Source organism: Bacteroides sp. QWL-09, from assembly GCF_058683585.1.
On record NZ_CM178748.1, the window covers coordinates 505,772 to 530,271 of the forward strand.

18 protein-coding genes are annotated in these 24,500 nt (G+C 44.2%); 10 read left to right on the top strand and 8 right to left on the bottom strand.

Annotated features, from left to right (window positions below):
• Positions 1-90 precede the first annotated feature (90 nt).
• The 3 genes from AC4PG5_RS02020 to AC4PG5_RS02030 form a co-directional block, all read right to left on the bottom strand.
• On the bottom strand, positions 91-942 hold the full coding sequence (locus AC4PG5_RS02020; RefSeq protein ID WP_492029793.1) for a GNAT family N-acetyltransferase: 852 nt from the start codon (positions 940-942) through the stop codon (positions 91-93).
• Between the two features lie 179 nt (positions 943-1,121).
• A complete protein-coding gene (locus AC4PG5_RS02025; protein ID WP_492029794.1) occupies positions 1,122-1,982 on the bottom strand; it encodes an AraC family transcriptional regulator in 861 nt (286 codons plus the stop codon).
• A gap of 81 nt (positions 1,983-2,063) precedes the next feature.
• Positions 2,064-2,975 carry a bifunctional methionine sulfoxide reductase B/A protein gene (locus AC4PG5_RS02030; protein ID WP_492029795.1) on the bottom strand — a complete coding sequence of 304 codons (912 nt, stop codon included), beginning with the start codon at positions 2,973-2,975 and terminating at the stop codon, positions 2,064-2,066.
• 392 nt (positions 2,976-3,367) lie between these two features.
• Between AC4PG5_RS02030 and AC4PG5_RS02035 the strand changes: the two genes are divergently transcribed.
• The 5 genes from AC4PG5_RS02035 (at position 3,368) to AC4PG5_RS02055 (ending at position 7,906) form a co-directional block, all read left to right on the top strand.
• Complete coding sequence (locus tag AC4PG5_RS02035) at positions 3,368-3,952, top strand: phage tail protein (protein WP_492029796.1); 585 nt, start codon at positions 3,368-3,370, stop codon at positions 3,950-3,952.
• A gap of 26 nt (positions 3,953-3,978) precedes the next feature.
• Positions 3,979-4,503 carry a phage tail protein gene (locus AC4PG5_RS02040; RefSeq protein ID WP_492029797.1) on the top strand — a complete coding sequence of 175 codons (525 nt, stop codon included), beginning with the start codon at positions 3,979-3,981 and terminating at the stop codon, positions 4,501-4,503.
• Between the two features lie 33 nt (positions 4,504-4,536).
• Positions 4,537-5,082, top strand: coding sequence for a phage tail protein (locus AC4PG5_RS02045; protein WP_492029798.1), 546 nt, complete (start codon positions 4,537-4,539; stop codon positions 5,080-5,082).
• A gap of 5 nt (positions 5,083-5,087) precedes the next feature.
• Positions 5,088-6,008, top strand: a complete 921-nt coding sequence (locus AC4PG5_RS02050) for a formyltransferase family protein (protein WP_492029799.1) — start codon at positions 5,088-5,090, stop codon at positions 6,006-6,008.
• Positions 6,009-6,100: 92 nt separating this feature from the next.
• Positions 6,101-7,906: an asparagine synthase-related protein gene (locus AC4PG5_RS02055; protein WP_492029800.1), complete on the top strand. Its 1,806-nt coding sequence runs from the start codon at positions 6,101-6,103 to the stop codon at positions 7,904-7,906.
• A 36-nt stretch (positions 7,907-7,942) separates the two neighbouring features.
• On the opposite strand, the gene AC4PG5_RS02060 is transcribed toward AC4PG5_RS02055, so the two are convergent.
• From AC4PG5_RS02060 to AC4PG5_RS02080, 5 genes are all read right to left on the bottom strand, one after another.
• On the bottom strand, positions 7,943-8,155 hold the full coding sequence (locus AC4PG5_RS02060; RefSeq protein ID WP_492029801.1) for a hypothetical protein: 213 nt from the start codon (positions 8,153-8,155) through the stop codon (positions 7,943-7,945).
• A gap of 169 nt (positions 8,156-8,324) precedes the next feature.
• Positions 8,325-10,463: a glycoside hydrolase family 97 protein gene (locus AC4PG5_RS02065; RefSeq protein ID WP_492029802.1), complete on the bottom strand. Its 2,139-nt coding sequence runs from the start codon at positions 10,461-10,463 to the stop codon at positions 8,325-8,327.
• Positions 10,464-10,656: 193 nt separating this feature from the next.
• Positions 10,657-12,162, bottom strand: coding sequence for a RagB/SusD family nutrient uptake outer membrane protein (locus AC4PG5_RS02070; protein WP_492029803.1), 1,506 nt, complete (start codon positions 12,160-12,162; stop codon positions 10,657-10,659).
• 19 nt (positions 12,163-12,181) lie between these two features.
• The gene (locus AC4PG5_RS02075) at positions 12,182-15,130 is read right to left on the bottom strand and encodes a SusC/RagA family TonB-linked outer membrane protein (protein ID WP_492029804.1); all 2,949 of its coding nucleotides are present in this window, start codon (positions 15,128-15,130) and stop codon (positions 12,182-12,184) included.
• Positions 15,131-15,750: 620 nt separating this feature from the next.
• Positions 15,751-17,457, bottom strand: a complete 1,707-nt coding sequence (locus AC4PG5_RS02080) for a DUF6377 domain-containing protein (protein ID WP_492029805.1) — start codon at positions 17,455-17,457, stop codon at positions 15,751-15,753.
• 139 nt (positions 17,458-17,596) lie between these two features.
• On the opposite strand from AC4PG5_RS02080, the gene AC4PG5_RS02085 reads away from it, so the two are divergent.
• The 5 genes from AC4PG5_RS02085 to AC4PG5_RS02105 all read left to right on the top strand — a co-directional run bounded on the left by AC4PG5_RS02085 (position 17,597) and on the right by AC4PG5_RS02105 (position 24,283).
• Positions 17,597-18,142, top strand: coding sequence for a beta-class carbonic anhydrase (locus tag AC4PG5_RS02085; RefSeq protein WP_492029806.1), 546 nt, complete (start codon positions 17,597-17,599; stop codon positions 18,140-18,142).
• Between the two features lie 74 nt (positions 18,143-18,216).
• A complete protein-coding gene (locus AC4PG5_RS02090) occupies positions 18,217-18,549 on the top strand; it encodes a DUF8478 family putative metalloprotein (protein WP_492029807.1) in 333 nt (110 codons plus the stop codon).
• Between the two features lie 90 nt (positions 18,550-18,639).
• Complete coding sequence (locus AC4PG5_RS02095) at positions 18,640-19,746, top strand: efflux RND transporter periplasmic adaptor subunit (protein ID WP_492029808.1); 1,107 nt, start codon at positions 18,640-18,642, stop codon at positions 19,744-19,746.
• Positions 19,747-19,757: 11 nt separating this feature from the next.
• On the top strand, positions 19,758-22,886 hold the full coding sequence (locus AC4PG5_RS02100; protein WP_492029809.1) for an efflux RND transporter permease subunit: 3,129 nt from the start codon (positions 19,758-19,760) through the stop codon (positions 22,884-22,886).
• A 140-nt stretch (positions 22,887-23,026) separates the two neighbouring features.
• Positions 23,027-24,283 carry a TolC family protein gene (locus AC4PG5_RS02105; RefSeq protein ID WP_492029810.1) on the top strand — a complete coding sequence of 419 codons (1,257 nt, stop codon included), beginning with the start codon at positions 23,027-23,029 and terminating at the stop codon, positions 24,281-24,283.
• Positions 24,284-24,500 lie beyond the last annotated feature (217 nt).

Genomic DNA, 24,500 nt, shown 5'->3' on the forward strand with positions numbered 1-24,500 from the left:
ATATAGCAAAAAGATAGAAATCTGGTTTTTGTATCGTTATTTTTTTAGTGCTATGCTTTCTTTTTTTTTGTAGAGGCTTTGAATCTTAAGTTATAGTTCTTTTATCATTTCAAATTGTTTACCGATTGGATGAATGTTTTTAGACTTAAGAAAATCGGTCAAAGAGTGGCTGCTGATATCTGTATTGATGACTTTGACAGACTGGCATTGATTGAGATTCAAGACCATTTCCAGTAACACGGTTCCGATGCCTTTTCGACGGAACATCTTGTCTACCCCTATCTGAGTGACATCACCGGACTTTGGTTCAAAAACGATGTAACCGATCAATCGATTTTGATGAAAAGCCCCTAGAGTTTTAAAATCTTTAAGAGCTCTATTAATGGACTCAAAACTATTTTGCCAGGATGGGCGGAAATCCCAAAACGAGGAGAGTGACTCGGCGTCGTTGAGAGTTATGGGGAGTAATTCGTAAGAGAGATTGATCTTTTTAGATCTGTTCTCAATGAGGTGGCTCTCTTGTGTGAAATAATAGAACTCACGGGTCTCTTTGAAACCTAGTTTACGGTAGACCGAAACAGCAGTGGTGTTATGTTGTAAGACTTCTAATACATATGATTTGACGCCCGCCTTTTTTAAGAATGGAATGGAATATTCAAACACTTGTGTGGCTAACCCTTTTCCTTGGTGGCTTTTTAAGGTGCCTGTTCCGGTATCATAAGCGGTTAATGTTCCGTAGAAATCTCCAATGCCATTGCAGGTAAAGGATACCATTCGATTTTCTTCAAAGGCTCCAAATGAGAGCGCCGGATTGAAACCACGACGTTGTAACATGGTTCGAAGTTCTTCTTTGTTTAGTTGTACTTCATAATGGGCGAAAGCTTGTGTAAAGGTTTCGAATAAGTCGTCGAAAGAAGTTTTACTTAGAGATTTGATTTCCATGTTATTAGTGTTTTAAGGTGAGTTGATGATCTGTTCTTTTTAATCGCTTTACTTCGGTTTAACTCTTACGTTTACTTTTATCTTATTAGTATGAAAAAGGTTTGGAGTAATCACACCCCAAACCTTGTTTTTTTTATTTTGACTGGTTTATCCTAGTCGGAATGTAACCCATGCCTCTTTTATTCTATCGGAATATAGATCTCCGTTTTAAGTTTATCAGGAGCCGTGCGTCGAGGATCGCTGACGTATTTTTCAAAACAGTAGTTGCCTTTTGCTTCGAAATCGTTTTTGGCCAATAGCTCGCCGTATATCTTATCGTATGCTGCTCCGATTTTGCAGTATTCGCCGATATAAGTAAACAGTGCAAAACGCCCGCCTTGGATCTCTTTTACACCGATCTCGCCATGAGGCTCGGCCGGCTTGCATACCCGCAGACCGATCTCGCATTTTTGGTTTTCGTCTGCTGTAATCTCCGGATTATCGTAGTATAGAGCGAGGTGTTCGATACCTGCCGAATAGAGGCCTTGTTGTTTAACTTCATCCCATAAACGCATAAAATACGAACTATAGTCGATTTTGCTGTAGTTGCCGTTGACATTGATGTAAAGAATGCTTTTAGAGTCTAATTCTACGGCTTTGCCTTTGGATAGCTTAACTTCTGTTTGAACGGATTGAGTGGTCATCATCTTGTAATTTTTAGTGGTTCTATAAGTTGTTGGTGAGAGGCCAAAGAGTTTTACAAAAGCTTTAGTTAAAGACGATGGAGTGTCATATCCCACGATATAGGCTATTTCCGAAATGGGTTTATCGGAGTAACGTAAAAGTTTCGCCGCTGTTTCTACTCGAGTGCGTACAATAAATGCCCCGATCGGTTCTCCCAGGTGGGCACGTATGATGCGGTGAAAGTGAAACGGCGAGAATGCCGATATGTCGGCAAGGGTACGGATATCGATTTCGCTGTCAAGGTGAGCTCTAACGTATTCAACAACGTTATCGACTCTTCGTCTGTAATCTTCTGCTGTGCTTAATTTCTTTTTCATCTCCATGCAAAGGTAGGGCAACCTTTACTCAATCACTTTTCCAAAGTTGCTAAATCTGTTTGACTAAAAAAACTCTTAATGTTAAAAACGTTTGGTGTATTTATGGCAATAGGGTTGTTTGCCGGTTTTTAGGTAATAATCTTGGTGATACGTTTCAGCCGGATAGAACTTTGAGGCTGTTGTAATCTGGGTCACGACATTATACCCTTTGGTCTTTAATTCTTTGATCAGCTTATGTACGATTGTTTTCTCTTCAGGGGTACTGAAGAAGACTTCCGATCGGTACTGATTCCCAAAATCCGGACCTTGGTGATTCTCTTGAGTCGGGTCATGGATTTCGAAGAAGAGCTTAACTAAAGTGGTATAATCGATCTGCGACGGGTCGTAAATGACGCGTACGGTTTCTGCATGACCGGTCTTTCCTGTTGATACTTCGTCGTAACTTGGGTTTTTCACTTTCCCACCCATATAGCCTGATTCAACGCTTAAAACTCCCTTCTGTTGCTGAAGGAGATGCTCAACGCCCCAGAAACATCCACCGGCAAAAAAAGCCTCTTTGGTGTTGGGAATGAATTCCATTGAGATGGAATTGACGCAGTGACGGACATTCTTGTTCGTAAAACGCTCGCCAACAAAGACATGTCCTAAATGCCCACCGCAATGAGCACAGATGATTTCTGTTCGTCTTCCGTCTTTGTCGGGAACTCGTTTGATGGCTCCGGCAATTTCGTCATCAAATGAGGGCCAACCACATTCTGAATTGAATTTGTCTTCCGATCGATAAAGAGGTGATCCACATTGCTTACAAGTATACACACCTTGGACTTTGTTGTTGGTGTACTTTCCGGTGAATGGATGTTCTGTCCCTTTATCAATGATGACTCTTTTTTCTTCGGGTGTTAATTCTTTCATGATTCTATTTCCCTGATTGTTTTGTGCATCTATTGAACATGCGATTAATATAAAGAGTAGTGATCCTATTATTTTATTCATGGCTCTATCGTTTTAAGTTTAAGCATGGATTGATCTGCTATTCTCAATACCGGAGGCTAGTTCTCCTGTAAAGATTTCGTTTTTTTTGTTATTGGGCAAATTTTAAAAGGGTATTTCATTATTAAACTTCTTTTTTTTATAAAATGTTCTGATCTTATGGTTTAAAAAAAGTTTTGAAGTTTAAAATCGAGTGAAATAATAGGAGTAACCTTCTCAATCGTTTATTTCGTTAGAAAATAAAATGGGTCCACCTTAAATTAGAGACAACAGATCGTTGTAAAATAAATAATATTGATAAATTTGCGAGAATGAATGATGACCGAACTAAATGGCAAGTTGACGTGTTGTTCTTTTTATTTGATTCTTTGTATTAATCTTAAATTATTTATTTTATGAATTCATTTATTGGAGAAATCAGAGCCTTCCCTTACACCTTCGTGCCGTATGGGTGGCTGGAATGTAATGGACAATCAGTGAGTATACACCAATATCAGGCATTATACTCTATTCTTGGCATCCTTTATGGGGGCGATGGGACAACAAATTTTAATTTACCTAATATTCAAGGACAATGCCTTGTGGGTGAAGGTTATGTTCCCGGAGGGTATTTCGGGTATCATCGAGGAAGTCGTTATGGTTCTGAAACAGTGGTACTTTCTGAGAACAACCTACCTCCTCATAGCCATGATTTTCTTGGCAAGGGTGGTGTGGATGTGACTAGAACCTCTGAACCCGGTCATGATAATTTGTCTTATCTGACTAATATTACTTATCAGCGTCCTTCGGACCCTACTCCTAAGATGGCAATGTCTTATCTGGATCAACCGATTAACTCGGTTGTTTTAGCCGAAAAAACGATCACTCCTAATGGCTCTTTAGTCAGCGGACCGACTCCACATGAAAATAGATCGCCATTTTTGGCTATTCGTTATTGTATTTGTGTGATGGACGGGGATTATCCGGTTCGACCTTGGTGAGTAATAAATGATTAAAATATAGAAATATGGATAATTTTTTAGGTGAAATTAGGCCGTTTGCTTTTGGTAAGATTCCAAGCGGATGGCATTTGTGTGACGGTACTTTATTGAATATTACAGAGCATCAAGCGCTTTACTCTTTGATAGGTTTTGCCTTCGGAGGGGATAACAGAATGACCTTTGCCTTACCGGATTTGAGAGGTCGGGTGATTGTGGGCAGTGATTACTCTAAATACATACAAGCTAAAAAAGGGGGATATGAAACGGTTAAATTAGTAAGCTCTGACATCAACCATCGCCATCGCATGCATGTGGAAGCTGCACTGGGGAAGACAACGATTCCAACGAATATCTTAGCTATTCCTGATGTGACTAGCTTACCATCTGAGGAAATCAATATTTATGCAACGAATAATGATGCCCCTACGGTTGCTCTTAATCCTACAACCATTGCTCCACAAGGAGGTGATATCGCGCATAACAATGTGCAACCTTATTTGGCTATAAATTATTGTATTGCGTTGACCGGAGTTTACCCACAGAGGTGGTGAGCCTTTATTTATGTTACTTAAAATTAAATAATTATGGATGGATTTATAGGTGAAATTAGAGCATTTGCAGGAAGCTATGCTCCTGAGGGATGGCGTATTTGTGATGGGAGTTCATTGAATATTAATGCTTATCCTGCTCTTTACTCTTTAATCGGTACAACATATGGTGGTGATAGTGTATCGTTCAGATTACCGGATTTAAGAGGGCGCATGCCGATTGGTTTTGGAACGGGACCACAGCTCACTCCTCAGCCTTTAGGAACACATGGTGGTATTGAAGCGGTGACTCTAGAACTGAAAAATTTAGCATCTCATACTCATCGAGTGATGATTGATACGACCGGGACACCTGTTAAGACCCCCTCTTCGAGTACTTATTTAGGAAAGATGGTCTCACCGGAAGCTACCATACAAGGTTATCTTCCGGGGGCGACTACCGCACCGAAAGATATTCTTATGGATCAGACGACGGTATTACCTGCCGGTGGAGGAAGCGCTCACCTTAATGTAATGCCAACCACAGCGGCCACTTACATCATTTGTGTTGATCAAAATATATATCCTGAATTTAACGATTAAAACGTATGGTTATTGGAGTGATTTCAGATTCTGATGCTTTTATTCCACTAGTGGGAATGTTGTTGTCGCAGAGAATAAAAGTTTCAGTATTCTACTCTCCGAGTCCTGATCTATTTGTTAATCGACAAGTTGAACTGTTTTCGCGACAGGTCGGCTTGTCGATTGTTATAGAGGGGGAGAAGGATGGGGAAGTGTACGACTGGTTGCATCACCAGATGGTTGATGTTTGTTTTGTCATCGGTTATAATCGACGCATTGCTTTGGACCGATTGAAAGGTGTCTCGACTCAGCTGTTTAATATACATTTTGGACTTTTACCCTCTTTTCGAGGTCCGTCTCCGGTGTTTTGGCAGCTTAAGAAAGGAGGGGCTCATTTAGGGCTTTCCATCCATCGACTGGCAGATCAATTGGATCGTGGGGAGGTGTACTGGAAAAAAGAAATTCCCAACCTGCCACATTATAATCTTAGATATGTGTCTCAATTATTCAATCAGTTGTGTGTTGAGGGAGTGGCCTTTATCCTTCAGCGTTTGGCCAATCATCAGGCACTTATTGCAATTACTGACCAGTCGGCTGTATCGGATTATCAGAAGCGTCCCACCTTAAAAGATGTTTCTATCGACTGGACGCAAATGAAGGCGTCGGAAATCGTCGATTTAGTTAAAGCTTGTAATCCTTGGAATAAAGGGGCAATAACTTCTTTCAAAGGACAAGAAGTGAAACTGATGGATGCCGTGATTGGAGGGATGAGTGCTGGGAAACCGGGTGAGATCACCGATTTAAGTGAAAAGTTGAGCATTGCAACGGTCGACGGAAAAACACTAGAGAGCTCTATGCTCTTTTTTATGGATGCTTATTGGAGCGTTCATCATTTGCAGTCGATGGGATTTCGAGTAGGGGACCGATTTGAAGCGTTGAGTTTTTGAGTTAGTGTAGAGGAATAGAGGTGTAGGTGGACAGAAAGGTGAGACGATAGAGATGTAAGATGATAAATGAATAATTAAAGCACAGACAAGAGATGGGATTTATTTTTGGAGTGATTCGTTTAGATCAAGGGCAGGTGAAAGAGCCCGAATTGCGCAGACTTTCTGAAGCTGTGGCATTTGAAGATTTTGAACATAAAATAGAGTTGATTGCTCATTATGGTGTAGGCTATTGTTGGAAACAAAATAGAGAGCCTGAAGCGAGTATTTATATAGACGACTGGGTTACGGTCGTGGGGAATGGACAGCTTTATAATCAGGGTCAAATTGGAGATTATGGCGCGGAGGTAGCGTTATCGGAGACGTTTGCTTCTGCTTATAAGAGAGATGGAGAACGATTTGTAGAGCATATCGATGGGGATTTTTCGGCCGTGATTATTGATCATCGGCTGCGAAAAGTTTTACTCTATCGTGATCACATCGGTACTCATTCTTTGTGTTACACCCTTAAAGATGGGATGCTTATTTTTGCTTCTCATGAGTTCGGTATGGTTAAATCTCGCCTCATCAAGACTGATCTTTCCGAAAAACGATTCATCAGCCGCCTTTCGCTTCATCATGCGCAAGACTATCAGCAGACCGCTTTCAATGAGATCTTAAGAGTGGTTCCCGGGCATTTGTTGTCCATCTCCGAGAAGAAAATAGAATCTTTAAAATATTGGTATCCTGAGAAAATCAAGCAGAACCGTTCGTTGACGTTAGAGGACTCTATTGCCACGTTACGTCGGTTGATGGTTCAAGCGGTTGCTAAACGGGTTAATCCTAAGAAGGTGATGGGGGCACACCTGAGTGGAGGGCTGGACTCTTCGGGGGTGACAGCGATTTTGGCTGATCTGGTGACCGATAAGGAACGGTTGACGACCTACTCTTGGACACCGGATGAGAAGGAGGAGGTTGAAGGAACCGATGAACGTCATTTGATTGATGATTTCGTCAGTGAAAAGGAGATCCGGGTACGTTATCGGCCAAATAGGCAGGAAGCTTTTAAGAATCTGATTTCGAGTCCGGAATTCGAGAATATGGAGGTCGAAGAAGCGGTGATGAAAATGGCTCAGGAGGATGGCACTGAACTGATTTTTAGTGGTTGGGGAGGAGATGAATTTGTCTCTTTAAGTACCCGAGGTGTATTTAATCATTTGGTACTCCGCTTTAAATGTCGTTCTCTTTATCAATGGTTGAAACGTTTTGGAGTCAGGCAGATGTTGGCGCGAACTCAAGGAGAAATTATGCCGTTAGTTCTACCATCGTTTCTTCTTAAAGGTCGGATTAATAAGAAAAAAAGGCTGTTGGGTTTATTTTATAAGTCATTTGTCTTGAAACATTTCATCTCTTTGGCCTTTTCTGATAGGAAATGTCCTTACGGCTGGGGAGGTAGGCGACGGTTTATGATGAATTTATTGCACAATTATCATCTTCCTAGACGCATGGATTCATGGTTTATGTTTGGTGAGAAATATGGGATAGAATATAAATACCCTTTACTCGACAAGGAGTTGTTGGAATTCTGGTTCTCGATTCCGGTAGAATATACTTATCACCATTTTATTTCACGGTATTTGTATCGTGAAGCGATGAAGGGGATTCTTCCCGAGTATATTCGGCTAAGACCCGATAAACATGAAGAGTGTCTTGATCGTTTTGTTAAGCGTAGACGCATTCAATTCGTGGAAGATTGGATGCAGACGAAAGGGTCGACAAGTGATCCTAAACAATTAAGCTTTATCGATTGGGAATGTTTCGAAAAAGCTGTTGAACGCTTAAAAACGGCAAAAGATATTGAACAGTTTCTCTGCGTTAAGGAAATCTTGCGGCATCAAGAGCTTTGTCGTCATTACCTTTAAGGTCAATAACGGCTCAGTCTGAGGAGATTCAACTTTTTATTTTTTGTAGTATCTGAAGACTTGAATCAGTAAAAAGATATAGGTTACAATCGCAATACCCCAGATGATGGATAGATGCTGACTGAAAAACGCACTAAGATAAGTTCCCAGAAGGACGCCTATTGCAATAAGGCAAATTTTAAACAAAGCAAAGTCAACGATTGTAAAGTGTTGAACAGCTTTCATTAATTGTTGAATGAGGTTAGCCATAATCATTTGATTTTAAAGGTTTCATGATAATATATAACGCGGTTACAACGTATTTGTTTAGACGATGATAGGGAGAAGCCTACCGAACGGATATTGATCGTTGGTAGGCTTCTCCCTATGAAAGCCGTTTTCTTTTTATGAAATTTGGGATTAATTATAACGAGTGAGGTTATAATCTTTTTAATCCTTTCAACTCTTGCTTGTCTTTTACCTCAATCAAGCTGATGGCATATCCTCCTCCGGGAGCGGCTTTGAGGGTTAGGCGACTCTTGGCGGTAATGATCCCTTTACGAATGACGTAAGCTTGAGGGTTCTTTTCGTAATGGGCCTCTTTAGCATCGGAATAGATGGTTGCGATATAGGTTTTGTCGCGATCCAGATAATCGAAAGTGAGTTTCGATAGGTGACCGTTTTCGTCGCTTGTATTTCCAACGAACCAGTTGTTCGTTCCTTTGGCTTTGCGAGCTACCGTGATATAGTCACCCGGTTCGGCCTCAAGGTAGCGACTATCGTCCCAGTCGACCGCTACATCTTTGATAAACTGAAAGGCATCCAGATGCTTCTCGTAGTTCTCGGGCAAGTCCGCTGCCATCTGTAGGGGACTGCACATGGTGAGGTACAATCCGAGCTGACGGGCAATGGTGGTTCGCGCATATGAGTGGTTGTCGGGGTTGACTTTCCAGATCTGTGTTTCGAAAATACCCGGGGTATAGTCCATCGGACCACCTTTCAGACGGGTGAATGGTAGGAGTGTGGTATGATCGGGGTTATTGCCGCCGAACGATTCGAACTCGGTACCGCGAGCCGATTCATTGCCAATTAAGTTGGGATAGGTACGGCATAGTCCGGTGGGGTGTATCGCTTCATGACCATTGACCATCAGACGATAATCGGCCGCTTTAGTGACGGCGTAGAGGTAGTGATTCACCATCCATTGTCCGAAGTGATGTTCGCCGCGGGGAATGATGTTACCGACATACCCACTTTTTACGGCGGGATAATGGTGGTCGACCATAAACTGATAGGCTTTGTCCATCCGTCGTTCGTAGTTGCGTACCGACCCGGAGGTCTCATGATGCATAATCATCTTGATTTTTTTCGAAGCGGCATAGCGCTCGATCTCGTTCACATCAAAATCCGGATAAGGGGTCACAAAGTCGAAGACATTGTCTTTCTGGTTGCCAATCCAATCTTCCCAACCAATGTTCCAGCCTTCTACAAGCAAAGCATCGAATCCATGAGCAGAGGCAAAGTCGATATAACGCTTCACATTGGCCGTGTTAGCCGCATGTTTACCACTAGGCTTGACCTCTGAATAATCGATCTGGTCGATTTTGATCGGTCCCGATTCGGTATAAGCCCAACTGCTTCTATTGGTGATCATCTCCCACCATACGCCCATGTACTTCATCGGTTTGATCCAAGACGTCTCTTTGAGCTTGCAAGGCTCGTTGAGATTGAGAATGAGGTTCGACGCCAAGATGTCGCGAGCATCATCGCTTACCATAATGGTACGCCAAGGCGACTGACAAGGGGTTTGCTGGTAACCTTTATTGCCGATGGCATCGGGGGTGAGGCACGATTCAAAGATCATATTCCGATCGTCGAGGGTTAGGCTGAGACACGAATAGTCGACCAAAGCCGCTTCGTGTAAGTTGAGGTACAGTCCTTCCTTGGTTTTCATCATGAGAGAGGTTTGTACGGTAGTGGCTGAGATCGGCGTTTGGGTGGCATTATCGCAGAACGCGCCATCCATCCGTTTCCTAATCTCGGAGAGGGGAGAGGTGACGATGCTGTATTCTTGAGTATCATAGTCGCCCGGTAGCCAGAAAGCGGTGTGGTCGCCCGTTAGGGCAAACTGTGTCCGTTCCTCTTTGATGGTGAAATAATTGAGGTTCTTTTGCAGGGGGAACTCGTAGCGGAACCCTAATCCGTCGTTATAGAGGCGAAAACGAATGAGGATGTGACGATCGGTTGAGGGTTGGTTGAGGGTAACAGCGAGTTCGTTGTAGTGGTTACGTATGGTTTTGGTTTCACCCCATACCGGTTCCCACGTTTCGTCGAAGGTGGTCTGCCGGCTATCGACCAGTACAAAGTCGTTGAGCAGACTGGGAACATTGACAAGCTCTAGGCCGAGTCGACTGGGCTTGATGACGGGTTGTTGTTTGTAGTGCAAGGCATAGCGTGGAACCCCGTTTTCGACGTTGAACGAGAGGAGTAGCTTGCCGTCGGGCGAATGGAGATCGATCGCCACAGCTTGAGAGGTGATGGCGATCAGCAGAGTGAAAAGAAAGAGTAATTTTTTCATATCATTTTTATCATTGATTAAAAGAACAAGACTGCCGCCTCTTTTGTTGAGAAAAAGACGGTAGTCCGATCCAAAATAGTACGGTTTAATTCAGTAGTTTAACTTAGTAGCTTACCTTAGTATCTTACCTCAGTGGTTTAATCTTTCAGATGTAACCTTTCAGATTTAACCTTTTATATTTAACCTTTCATGTTTAATATCCCGTGTTTTGTATGAGTTTGGTGTTTGCATTTATGGCCGATGTTGGGATTGGGAAGAGGGTGAAATGACTATCCACTTCCGGTACTAGCCCATGTGCCTTGGTAAATGTTCCAAAACGAATCATATCTTGTCGGCGATGACCCTCCCAAGCCAATTCAAATCCTCTTTCATTATAAAGATCGGTCAGCGTGGGTTGTTGGCTTAAGGGTTGAAGTCCGGCGCGAGTTCTCACGGCATCGATCAATGGTTTGGCTAGATCCGCTTTATCGTTATGGATCAGACATTCTGCTTTCATCAGTAGTATGTCGGCATAGCGATAGATTGGGAAATCGTTTGAGGCTCCACCACTGTGAGCGGGAGCAGCAGGCCAGAACTTCTGATTTCTTGCCCCGGCATTCGGTGCAGCTCCCGGATTGTCGAGATTGTCGATGGCCAATGAATAATGGATAAATCCATCCTTTTGAGGGCCGAAAGGTTGACTGCCGTAACGGAACTGCCGCTTGCGGATATCTTGATCATCGAACTTTTCGACATAGTCGCTCGGAACGACTGTACCATTCCATGCTCCAAATCCGAGTAGAAGTGTACCGTCATTTCCGCCAAAGCTTCGTACGGTGAAGATGTTTCGTCCGACGATGTCTACCTTGGTATAAATGGCTAAGATGGTTTCGTCATCGGGACAAACATCACCGAAAAGTTCGTAATATTTCGAACCTAACGGTTGCCGGCTATCTGCTTCACCCGAATGGAGGCTATATCCACCCTCGGCGACTTTATCGCAGGCTTTGAGACAATCGTCCCACATGGCTTTGCCGGTATAGACCTCGGCATTCAAATAGACCTTGGCCAAGAGAGCGTATCCGGCCCATTTATTAAAGCGACCGTAATAGTCGCCTCCTTTAGTGGCCGATAGCTGTTCGATGTTCGCTTTAAGCTCGTCGACAACGAAAGTGAACAATTCTTTTCGGTTCTTCTGTGGCATCTTGTCGACTGTGATGTTGTTGGTGGTGTAGAAGGGTACATGACCAAAATCGTCCATCAACAGATAATAGAAAAAGGCACGCAACACTTTGGCTTCGGCAATCTTTGAGGCTTCGGCATGCGACTTCTCAAGAAGATCGATCGCTAGATTCGCTCTAAAGACAGAGGCATAAAGCCAGTTCCACGTATTGGTAATGATACCGTGGTTTGGAAGGAACTTCCGAAGGTAGAGCTGAGAGAAGTCCAATTGCCAATCGCCGGTATTCCGATGAGGGACAACCTGTTCGTCGGACGACATGCAGTTTAGATCGTACCAGCCATTGTCTGCGCCGGCGTAACCCACACCGCCCCAATTGCCCGGAAGCTGTGAGTAGACATTGGCCAAGGCTACATCGGCTCCTGCCGGGGAGGCATAAAACTGATCGGAATCGTATTTGTCGTAAACCTGTTCGTTTACATTGGTACACCCTTGTAAGCCGATCGCGGTCAAAAAGATTGCTGTGATTATTTTTTTCATTTTATTCGATTGTTTCTGGTTATTTAAAGAGAACGTTAATACCTATTGAGATGGAACGTGTGCGTGGATAGATACCATTGTCCGAACCGAATCCATTGCTTCCACTAAAGTTTAATTCCGGATCGAGTCCTTTGTATTTGGTGAACAAAGCCAAGTTGGTGGCAGTCACTGATAGGCGCAACCCGTCGATGCCTTTCATCTTTTTGGTATTGAAGCGATAACCGATAGTGATATTGTCTAAGCGAAGGAAGTCGCCATCTTCTAGCCAAAGATCTGAAGCATATTTAGAGGTGTATAGATCGGTCTCTGTTGCACTGTTTAAAAGGTTTGACTTTCCTAAGTTCTCAAAGTAGCTGAAGTTTGCTCGTAGACTATTGTAGATCTTATTTCCTCCTGATCCACGGAATAGGATGGAAGCATCGAAGTTCTTATAACTCAATACCGGAGAGAAAGCATAGGTATAGGTGGGTAGTGCCGATCCTTCATAGAATCGATCGGGACTGGTGTTGCCGGTATCAATAGAACCATTCTTATCTCGATCGACGATGGTTTCTTCTTTATCGGCTGTCTTTCCCTCATGCTTGAGAATATAGAATGTGCCTACAGGTTTGCCTGCAATCAGATAACTGTTGGTTCCCCAAGGAACATTGATGGTGTTTAGAGGCACATTATCGATGCTTCCGTTAAGATTGACCACCTTATTCTTTAGCAAGGAGAGATTACCGTTGATCGATAGATGAAGATCATGACGTTCGATGAGTCGGACATTCAGATTCATATCGAGACCTTTATTGGAAAGGGTACCGACATTGGCCACGACACTGCCATAAGGGTATGGTGGTTGTGGTACGGTGTAGTTGAAGAGTAAATTCTTTGTTTGAGCACTATAAAGATCGATTGATCCTGACAGGCGACTGTTGAACAAGGCAAAGTCTAGTCCGATGTTGAACTGTTCACGCGTTTCCCATTTCAAATTACGATTACCGTTCTGTGTGATCGCATAGTTAGTGATCTGTTTTCCACCAAAATAGGTCTGTCCGTTTGCACCGACAAGATTGAGCGAACATTGAGGATAGAGTCCTTGCTGATTACCGGTGACACCATAACCGGCGCGAACTTTTAGACTATTCAAGAAGGTGATCGAACGCATGAACGATTCCTCGCTTAAAACCCAGGCTACTGAAGCCGATGGGAAGTTTCCCCATTTATGATCTTTTCCAAAGACAGAAGAGCCATCGCGTCGGATGCTGGCTGTGAACAGGTAACGGTTTAGATAAGAATAATTGAGACGTGCCAGGAAAGAGATCAATGTGCGGTCGTTCTTATACGAACTGATGTCGCCTGAGTTGATCTTGCTATAGTCGCCCAGTTGTAACGCATTGAACGTGGTGATATCATTGATGAATCCTTTCATCTGTGTGTAGTTGCCGTTGTACGTCTGTCTTTGCCATTCGTACACCGCTGTGGCATTGATGTTATGATGTCCTAGTGTCTTCTTGTAGATAAGACTTACATCCATCAACTTTTCGTCGGTATGTGCATTATCGATGTTCGCAACCCCTTGATTGTCGATGGCGTAAACTACAGTCGACTTTGATGGGAGATAATATCCGCTAGTGGCGTCTACCTTTCTCCAGCTACCGAACCAGCCGGCTGTGAGGCCGTTTGTCACATTCAGATCGGCCTTGAAGCTTCCGAAGAAGTTATTGGTGGTCTTTTCGTTGACCACTGTTTTGGCAACGGCATACGGATTGATGTATTGAAAGACATTGATGTCTGTAAAGTAGTTACCTTCTGCATCGAAGATTGGATCGGTTGGGCGGTTGACATAAGCATTACTGATCAGGTTTGATGAAAAAGCTGCGCGACCGATGCTTTGGGGACTTCCGACATTCTTCATGGTTGCCGCGTTTAAATTGACCGTCAGAGTTAGCCGATCATTTAAGGCTTTTTGTGTGGCTTGGAACCGTCCGATGTAGTTCTTATTGTTCGACCCAATGACGATTCCGTCTTGTAAAATGGCTGAGAGTGAAGTGCGATAATTGAAATGATCGGTCCCTCCGCTCATCGATAGGCTATGGTTTTGAGTATATCCGGTACGGGTTAACTCGTCGTACCAATCGGTACTTGCTCCATGATCGGCCGAAGACGGCACATTCCACCGTTTGCTTTGTGCTCTCCACTCGTCGGCATTCATCACGTCCAAGCGTTTGGCATTCATATCGATTGAGAATGTACCGTTATATTCAATGTTGAAAGAGCCGGATTTACTTTTCTTTGTGGTCACCAAGATCACTCCTGCTGCTCCGCGCGATCCGTATATCGCTGTTGCTGAGGCATCTTTTAGGATGTCGAACGATGCGATTTCATTCGGAGGAAGCTGACTGAGCAAATCTAAATTGCCTTGAATACCATCGACCACCACTAGCGGGTCGCTACCACCGATGAGAGAAGTGATTCCTCGAACACGTACCGTAGGGGCAGTGCCAGGCTCGCTTCCGACCTGTGAGATCGATACGCCGGCCGATTTTCCTGCAATCTGTTGTAAGGGATTGGTCATTGCTCCTTTATTGAAATCGTCGTTGGATATGGTGGCTACGGCGCCTGTGACATCCGATTTTCGTAATGAACCATAACCCACTACAACGACATCGGCCAGCATTTGTTGATCTTCTTTCAAGATCACTTTTTTACCGACTTTATTGGCGGGTAGCTCGATGGTTTCATAACCGATAAAGCTAAAACGGACTTTTGCTTGTTCTGAACTCACTTGCAGTGTGAAATTTCCATCGAGATCGGAAGTGACTCCATTGGTCGTCCCTACTTCAATAATGTTCACTGCCGGAAAGGTGGTGTTTTTCTCGTCGAAGATTTTGCCTTTAACTGTGTAGTGCCCTTGTGCCTGAATCGATACGGATGCAAGCATAAAGAGGACGTTAAATAACAAAGGCAAGATTGCTTTTTTCATTGTACATCGTTTAATAGTTAATAGAAAATTCAACATCATGGCGATCGTTGAATGGTTGTTTTTATTTGATTCGATGGACAAATGTATGGCAATACGAAGGAGGCGAAAAGGAGGTGGACCCAGAATGTACGGTTATTGTGACGTTTGATTTTGTTATCTGTTTGTAAAAGAGAGTTTTGTGTCTTCCTGTGGGGCTTGAAAAAGTACGCTTGTGTGACCTTTAAATACGCAGATCTAACCTCCAAATACGCTGAATAGATCTTTCAGATGCCGTTATTGAATCGTTTTAAGTTTCTATCAACTGATGGTGAAGTTGACTTAACCAATGGCAAAGTTTATTTAATTGGCGGCATAGTCTACTTAACCGATGGCAACGTGTCTTTACTCGATGACGCAGTTTGTTTAACCGATTTTGGAAGCTCTATTTCTTGAGCCCTCGTTCGAAGGCTCTTCAGCCCTCGAAGGAAAACCCATGAGCCCTCGAACGAGGGCTGAAGAGCCCACGTTCGAGGGCTCAAGAAATGAAACCGGAACAGTGACTAAACGGCATTAATCGGTCGTTAATTGCCGTGCCTAATCGATTAACGACGGCTTATTAATGGGGTACGCAATCGTTGTGTTTAATCCCATCCTATGGCACTGATTTTTTCCTCGAAAAGCTCGTTGTTGATGATCGATTTGTTCTTGACCTTTGTCTTATAATTCTTAACGGTCGAAACCGATAGATGGAGGAATTTAGCGATCTGCTCATTGCCGGTAATACCCAAGCGGATGAGTGCAAAGATACGAACTTCGGGAGGAAGCTGAGGTTGATCGCCACGTAGCTGAAGACGGTCTTCTTCAGCAAAGAGCGCATTATAGTGTACAACGAAGTTGGGGAATAGGCGGAGGAAGATTTGATCGAACAAGGTGAATAGATCTTTTCTTTCTTTTTCCAACTCTTCGGCATCGGCGAGCTGAATCAGTTCCTCAAATTTTCGGCTTTTGATGTGCTTGATCACTAACCGTTGAAACTCTTCCAGTTTTTCTAAATGTTGGGCATTTGTGGTAAAGAAATAACCGATATATTCATCTTTGATGCGATCGGCATCTTTAATCTTGTCGTTCGAGGCTAAAAGGGCTTTATTCTGTGCTGAGATTAAGACTTGATCGGCTTTTAGCTTTTTCTTCTGACGTAGAATGATAAAAGAGGCTAACATGAAGAGAAGACCGAGCGTGGTGATGATGATGGCGAAGAGTAAGAGCTCGTTTTTTTGTTGTTTGACGATATTGAAGCGTTCGGTCTCGATGATGGGCAGGATATGTCCAATCTCAATCTTTCTGAATCGAGAATTATAAGAGTTGGCATCGCTCAGTGCTAAGCGAGAATAGGTGTAAGCACGCGATAGATCGCCTTTCCGGTAGAGTAGTTCTGCCAACTGACGAATGGCGGAGGTCTCTTTGGTGGCCGTTTGAAGATCGGCGATGGCCGCTGAGGCGAAATAGATGATGGCTTGATCGTCTTGTTGCTCCATGAGAAGACAGAAACCTAGAATGGAGGAGACAATGGCGTAAGTGCGTTCGTTTAATGGTTCTCTCTTTAGTATCTGTTGGGCCAGATGGATGGCTTTTTGATACTGTCCGTTGAGTTGATACCATTGGATCTGCGCAACGAGAAGTTCATCACTCTTTTGGGGATGAAGGGCTGTGAGCTTATCGTAATAGAGTAGGGCTTGTTGTTTGTAGCGACTCAGGAAAGGCTCTACTCCGGAGTAATTGGCCATATCGATATTGAGTGTAAATCGGAAGAGATAGAGTTTGATTAATGCATTTGTTGACAGTCCCTCGGGTGATATGGATTCGGATAGTTCGTCGGCTTCTTTAAATAATCCTGCCGACATGCAGCTGAATGCTAAAGCGATCTTGGAATCGGCAATGAGGTCTTGATAATCGGACTTCTGATAATCGGGTCCCTGACGATCGGATTCTTGATTGAGTTTGCGAGCATATTCGAGCATTTGCCCTGCAAAGTAGTAGGCTGAATCGGACTGATAAGAGCGATAGGCTTGAAAAAGATCGGTATATAGTCGATAGTAAACCGTATTTGTGGGCTTATAGGCGTGTAATTGTTGCCGAAGCTTGGAAATCAACTCTTTTTTCTCGTTTTCATAGGACACTTTAATCTCTATTTGTTGGTCGAGAGCTTCCAACTGCTTCTGGTATATGCTTTGGTTATAACCGTTCTGGTTGGCATAAGCATGGAGTGGCAGTAACATGGTAAGCAGAACCATGATTAATGGGAATACGTTGATCAATTGGCGTGTTTTCATGAGATAAAGTGGCTTCATTCAGTTATATCGTATCATTCGGCCGACAAAGTTAACACTTTTTGTGAAATGTTTTTAAAGATGGCAAACTTTGAAGCCTTTTAACTCCGTGAACTTTTTTATATTTGCCTATCAATCCTTAACGAACAAGAGTACAATTATGGTGATAGACGAATTACTTCAGTTTAATCGGTCGTTTGTAGCGAATGGAGGATATAAGAAGTATGCCACAACAAAGTTTCCGGACAAGAAAATAGCTGTATTATCGTGTATGGACACACGGCTGACGGAGTTGTTGCCGGCTGCTATGGGACTTAAAAACGGTGATGTCAAGATCATCAAAAACGCGGGAGCGGTCATTTCACACCCGTTTGGGAGTGTGATCCGGAGTTTGCTCGTGGCTATTTATGAACTTGGTGTAGAGACCGTTCTTGTCGTGGCACATTCCGACTGCGGGGCTTGTCACATGAATAGTGAACAGATCATTGAGAAGATGAAACAGCGTGGGGTGCGTGCGGAGACCATCGATATGATGCGTTATTGCGGTATTGACTTTAATTCGTGGTTGGGCGGATTTGGACACGCCACCGAATCGGTAAAGGGAACGGTCGAGACGATCAAGAGTCATCCACTGATTCCGAAGGATATAGACGTTTATGGGTTTGTGATGGATTCATTGACGGGTGAGTTGACATTGGTGAAATAATTCGCATTCGAGGAGTCATTTAAATGCATTCTTAAGTTCTAGTTGCGCGAAAGTTTGTACTTTTGCCGCTTAGTATGGAAAAGGCTTTGCGAAATATGGGTCGTTGGTTGTTGGTAATATTATTTTTATATTACTATACGGCCAACACGTCTTTTATTCATACCCATATCTTTCAGACCTATTCGATCACACATTCGCATCCTTATATACCGGGTGGGCATCATACACATACCGGTGAAGAGCTGGAGACTGTTGCCTTGTTTAATGCTTTGGTCTTGTTCTTTTCTTCTCCATTGCTTTGGGCGGTAGGTCTTCTCATTTGCTTGTATGTGATTTATGTTTCTCGTCAAAATAACTTCTTTGACCGTCGGACTTATTCTCCCTTTTTGCGTGCACCGCCATGCTAACTTTCTAACATTCTTTTCTTACAAATTCTACCGGATGCTCGAATGAGGATCCGGAATTGTTCATTTATATCTATCATAAAATAAAAAGACATGAAAAAGTTAGTAATACTGTGCCTTTCAGGTATGGTGTGTTTCTCGTGTACCCCATCAAAAACTGAAAAAGACGACCAGCAATTTGCAACGAGTGGGGACACGATCTTAGTGGAACAGAATTCGCCGATTGCTAAAAAAATAAAGATCATGAGAGTGACTGAAGAATTACATCAGACCACTTTCGCTACTTCGGGAGTCGTCAAGGCGATTCCTACAAATTATGCCGCGATTGCATCGCCGTTTAGCGGACGGATTGTACGGTCGTTTGTGCGACTGGGACAAAAGGTGAGAAAGGGTAGTCCGATCTTTGAGATCAGCTCTCCTGATTTCTTTGAGACGGGAAAGAATTATTATCAGGCTAAGCAGGAGATGAGTTTGGCTTTGAAAAGTTTGAAGAGGGAGAAAGATTTATTTGCCCATAAAGTGGGGGCTCAGAAAGAGGTTGAAGAGGCTGAGGTGAATTATGAGCTTAAGAAGAAGGATTATGAGAATGCTTTGGCTGCGTTGAAGGTGTTTCAGATCGATCCGGAGACATTGGTCTTGGGGCGACCGCTGATTGTCCGCTCGCCGATCGATGGTGAGGTGGTGAGTAATAATATCGTTATGGGACAGTACATGAAAGACGATGCCGAACCGATAGCGCTTGTGGCCGATTTGAATAAGGTTTGGGTCGTTGCAAACGTGAAGGAGAAGGACTTGTCGCTCATTAATGCCCTTCAAAAGGTGCAAGTGGAATTGGTGGCGATGCCCGGAAAACAGTTGCCCGGGAAGATTTATCATGTCGGAGAGCTCTTGAATGAGGAGACGCGGGCCGTGGAGGTTCTGATTGAATGTGAGAATCAGAGTCGTCTGATGAAACCGGGTATGTATGGTACGGTGATGTTGACCGGAGATTCGGTACGTAGCATCTTGATTCCGACGTCGGCGATTCTGCAAGAGAAGGATCATCAGTATGTCCTTTTGAGTTTAGGCAACGGACGTTATTTGAGACGGGAGATCACAACACTGATGACTGATGGTCATCGCACGGTGGTGGCTGCCGGATTGCAGCCCGGTGAAGAGGTGGTGACTGATGGGGCGTTTTATTTTATTGAGGCACGTTGAGGAATGAACCGATGAGGAAATTAATGAATTTAGCGTTACATCGTCGGGGACTGATGTGCGTGGTGTTTTGTTTTTTAGCGGTTATTGGTTATTATTCTTGGACGCAATTGGCGGTGGATGCTTATCCGGATATTGCCGACACGACGGTGCAGATTGTGACACAGGTGCCGGGATTGGCGGCTGAGGAGATCGAACAGCAGATCACGATCCCGATTGAGCATGCGGTGAACGGTTTGCCGAGAGTGAAGGTGATGCGAAGTAAGAATACCTTCGGACTGAGTACGGTGATCTTGGTCTTTGAGGATGGAACGGACGATTATTGGGCTCGACAACGGGTACAGGAACGGTTGGTGGATGTGGAATTGCCTTATGGGGCGGTGCCGGGATTGAATCCGCTGACTTCTCCTACGGGGGAGATTTTCCGTTATGTGATTGAAAGTGACCGTTTGAGTTTGCGGGAGATGACCGATTTGCATAAATGGGTCATTATTCCACGATTGAAGCAGGTGACCGGCGTGGCCGACGTGAGTAATTATGGGGGAATCACCACTCAATATCAGATTGAGATCGATCCTCGTAAGATGGAGGAGTACGGGCTTTCACTCGCTGATGTGACGGATAAGATTGAACACAATAATGTCAATTCAGGGGGGAGTATGCTTACTCGCGGTGATTTGAGTTATGTGGTCCGTGGCATCGGATTGGTCAAGGATTTGGACGATCTGGGAACGATTGTGCTGAAGACCGATCATGGTGTGCCGGTCTATTTGAATGATATCGGCAAACTGAAGTATGGTAGTCTTGAACGGAAGGGGGTACTGGGTTTTGATGATGATTCCTGTCATTACTCCGATGGCGTTGAGGGGATTGTACAAATGCTCCGGGGACAAAATCCGTCGGTGGTTCTTGAGGGGGTGCATCAAGCGGTCGAGGAGTTGAATCGGGAGGTGCTGCCTAAGGGGACGCGGATTCACGCGTTCATGGATCGGACAAACTTGGTTGAGACGACTCTTCATACGGTTTCGCATACGTTGCTCGAGGGGATGATCTTGGTCGTTTTAGTGTTGATCGTCTTTTTGGGAAGTTGGCGAGGGGCCTTGTTGGTGGCGCTGACTGTTCCTCTGGCTTTGCTCATCGCTTTTGTGTTGATGCATCTGACCAATATTCCGGCTAACTTGCTCTCGCTGGGGGCGGTCGACTTTGGTATTCTGGTCGATGGGGCGATTGTGATGATGGAGACCATTCTGAAGAAGCGAGAACGTCACCCGACGGAAAAGCTGAGCGAGGCTTCGTTGTTGGGACGTACGGCAGAGGTGGGACGTCCCATTCTGTTCTCGACGTTGATCATCATTACGGCTTATTTGCCGTTGTTTGCTTTCGAACATATCGAAAGTAAGTTGTTTACCCCGATGGCTTACACCGTAGGTTATGCGTTGTTAGGGGCTTTGGCTGTGGCGTTGTTCTTAATTCCGGGATTGGCTTATATGGCCTATCGCCAGCCTCGGAAGATTTATCATAACCGTTGGTTGGAACGCTTGTCGACGGTCTATCATGCTCAGGTGGTTAAGATCTTAGATCGACACAAATTGGTCTTGTCGTCTTTGGCGGTCATTCTTCTTTTGGCAGGGGGACTGAGCGTTTTGGTGGGTAAGGATTTCTTGCCGCCGCTTGATGAGGGGTCGATTTGGATTCAGGTGCAATTGCCTCCGGGTATTTCTATCGAGAAATCGAAACAGATGGGGGAAGAGTTGCGTCGTGAAGTCTCGAAGTTCTCGGAGGTTTCGTATGTGATGACTCAAGTGGGACGGGATGATGAGGGGGCGGAGGCTTTCTCGCTGTCGCACGTAGAGTGTGCCGTGGGATTGAAACCTTACGATACTTGGGAGAGTGGACGAACGAAAGCGGAACTGATTGAAGCGATGAACGATTCGTTGAGTTGTCTGCCGGGCTATACGTATAGCTTCTCGCAACCGATCATTGATATGGTGATGGATCAGATTGCCGGAGCACATAGTGATTTGGCGATTAAGATTTATGGGGATCATTTGGATGAGACGCGAAGAGTGGCTGAGGAGGTTGAAAAAGTCATTAAGAATATTCCCGGTGCTGCCGATGTGGCTATCGATCAGGAACCTCCGATGCCTCAGCTTCAGATTGTGGTGAACCGTGAGCGGATGGCGCAGTACGGACTGAATGTGTCGGATGTGTCGGACTTGATCGAACTGGCTATCGGTGGTAAGGCAGTGTCGCAAATCTTTGTGGGGAGTAAGTCGTATGATGTGATTTGTCGCTTTAATGAAGAGAGTCGAAATACCCCCGATCGGATTGGCGGTCTGTTGCTGACTTCCGGTTCGGGAGCTAAAATCCCACTCAGTCAGGTGGCCGATGTGAAGATGACGACCGGGGCGAGTACGATTTCGAGAGAGATGAACAAACGTCACTTAACGGTGCATGTCAACCTTCGTGGAGTTGACCTGACCTCTTTCTTGAATCAAGCAAATCGGGCAATTGCGCATCAAGTGCGATACGATCATGAGGCGATTCATCTGAAATGGGCGGGACAGTTTGAGAATCAGAACCGTGCTTATGCGCGTTTGGGATTGGTGGTTCCGTTGGCTTTGGGACTGATGTTGCTCTTGTTGTTTGGCGCTTTAGGGCGTTTCAGACAGGCGGCATTGCTGATGTCTATTGTCCCCTTGGCTCTGTTTGGCGGCATGTTGGCGCTTAATGTACGAGGGATGACGTTGAACGTTTCTTCGGCGGTTGGGTTTATCGCGCTCATTGGAGTGGCTATTCAGAATGGGGTGATCATGATCTCGCATATTAATCAGTTACGTCTTCAAGGTAAAGGGCTTAGAGAGGCCGTGATTCTCGGAACACGTCACCGTTTTCGTCCGATCTTGATGACGGCAACAGTGGCTATTCTTGGACTCTTTCCGGCTTCTTTGTCAACGGGAATTGGATCGGATGTGCAGCGACCTTTGGCTACGGTGATTGTCTATGGACTGTTGTTTGCAACGATCATTACTTTATACATGTTGCCGTCGCTTTATTATCTAATGGAAAAACGAGTGGAAGAGCGCGAATGTGCTGCCAATCGTGAAAAGGATTTTTCTGAGCGTGATGAAACTGTTGGATGACACCACTTTGATAAAACTGTTTAATGAAATTGTTCGATGAAATTGTTCGATGAAAAAGGCTTGATAAAATGTCTTTGTTGAAAAACAATCATTAAGGACGTTTCGTTAAACTAATGTAGGTTCATAATTATAATTGACGTATGAAAAAATATAGTTTACTAATATTAGGTTTGACTTGTACCCTTTTGGTCCAAGGTCAAACGGTTTGTCCGCTGACTTATAGTCATTATTTGACACGGGTTGTCGAAGGAAATCTGGGTTATGCTTCTCAGAAACTGAATGTGAGTGCAGTCAAGGCTGATGTGGTGGCCGCTAAGGTTTTTAATGATCCTCAGCTGTCGTTTGAATATGCAAACAACCAAGATCGGACCCTGCAAATGGGACAGAGTTATGAGGTGGGACTCATGCAAACTTTATCGCTCGGTAAGCGTGGGGCAGCTATCCGCCTCAAACAAAGTGAAAGTGAGTGGACAGAGGCTTTGCTCGAAGATTATTTTCGTCATCTTCGGGCAGATGCAACGGTGGCTTACTATGAGGTCTTGATGAAAAAACAGCTATTGGCTGTCAAAAGAGATGCTTATCGTAGCATGCATGATTTGGCGGTGTCCGATAGCTTGCGGTTGCTCACCGGAAAGATCATGGAGGTTGAGGCTGCTCAATCAAGACTAGAAGCAGGGATCATGTATAATGAAGTTTTGCAGGCTGAAACGGAACTTAAAAATGGTTATGCTGCTTTAGATATGATGATGGGACGGATGTCGAATGATACGGTTTTTGTGCCTGAGGGGGAGCTAAAAGCGACGGAACGATTCTTTTCCTTAGATGAGTTGATGACTCACGCCATCGCTTATCGATCGGACCTTGTTGTTGCGCAGAAAAATACAGAGGTGGCTTATCGGGGAGTGATTGCAACTCGTAGAGAGCGAATGCCGGATGTGGATTTATCGGTAGCACTTGGCCATAACAATCAGGTGCGTAATATGGAGGCTCCGGCACCGAAATTTAATTCGGTTACGGTTGGCGTTGCTTTTCCTTTAAAGTTTTCGGCATTGAACCATGGGGCTGTTCGTGCTGCAAAATTCCGAGCTTTACAAGCGGAAACCGATTATCAGCAGGCTCGTTTGCAAGTGCGGACGGAGGTGATGAAGGCTTATTATCAGTTTCAATCCCTCTTTAAGCAGTTGAAACATTTTAAAAGCGGACTGCTCGAACAAGCAAAAGAGGTTTTAAAAGGCGAGATTTATAGCTATAATCGTGGGGAGATTGCTTTATTGGATGTTTTGAATGCTCAGCGCACGTTCGATGATGTTCGGGCTCAATATATTGAAACGTTGTATCAATATCATGTGGCTTTAGTTGAATTAGAATTTACTTCCGGTATCTGGGATATTGAATAGTAGACCGCTAAGAGAATCATATAGAGTTCCTCGTTTATCGATTAATTTGGTGTGAGAGTGTCTCTATTGGGTAGTATAAGAGTCGAGTTTCGCAAATTGAGGATTTGCGAAACTCGACTCTCGTATGTATAAAGTGTCCTATTTGGTCCGATGAATCCGACTGCTCTATGCTCCTTTGCTAATCGGGCTATTTTAAGATCTGGTTTTATCTCATTGG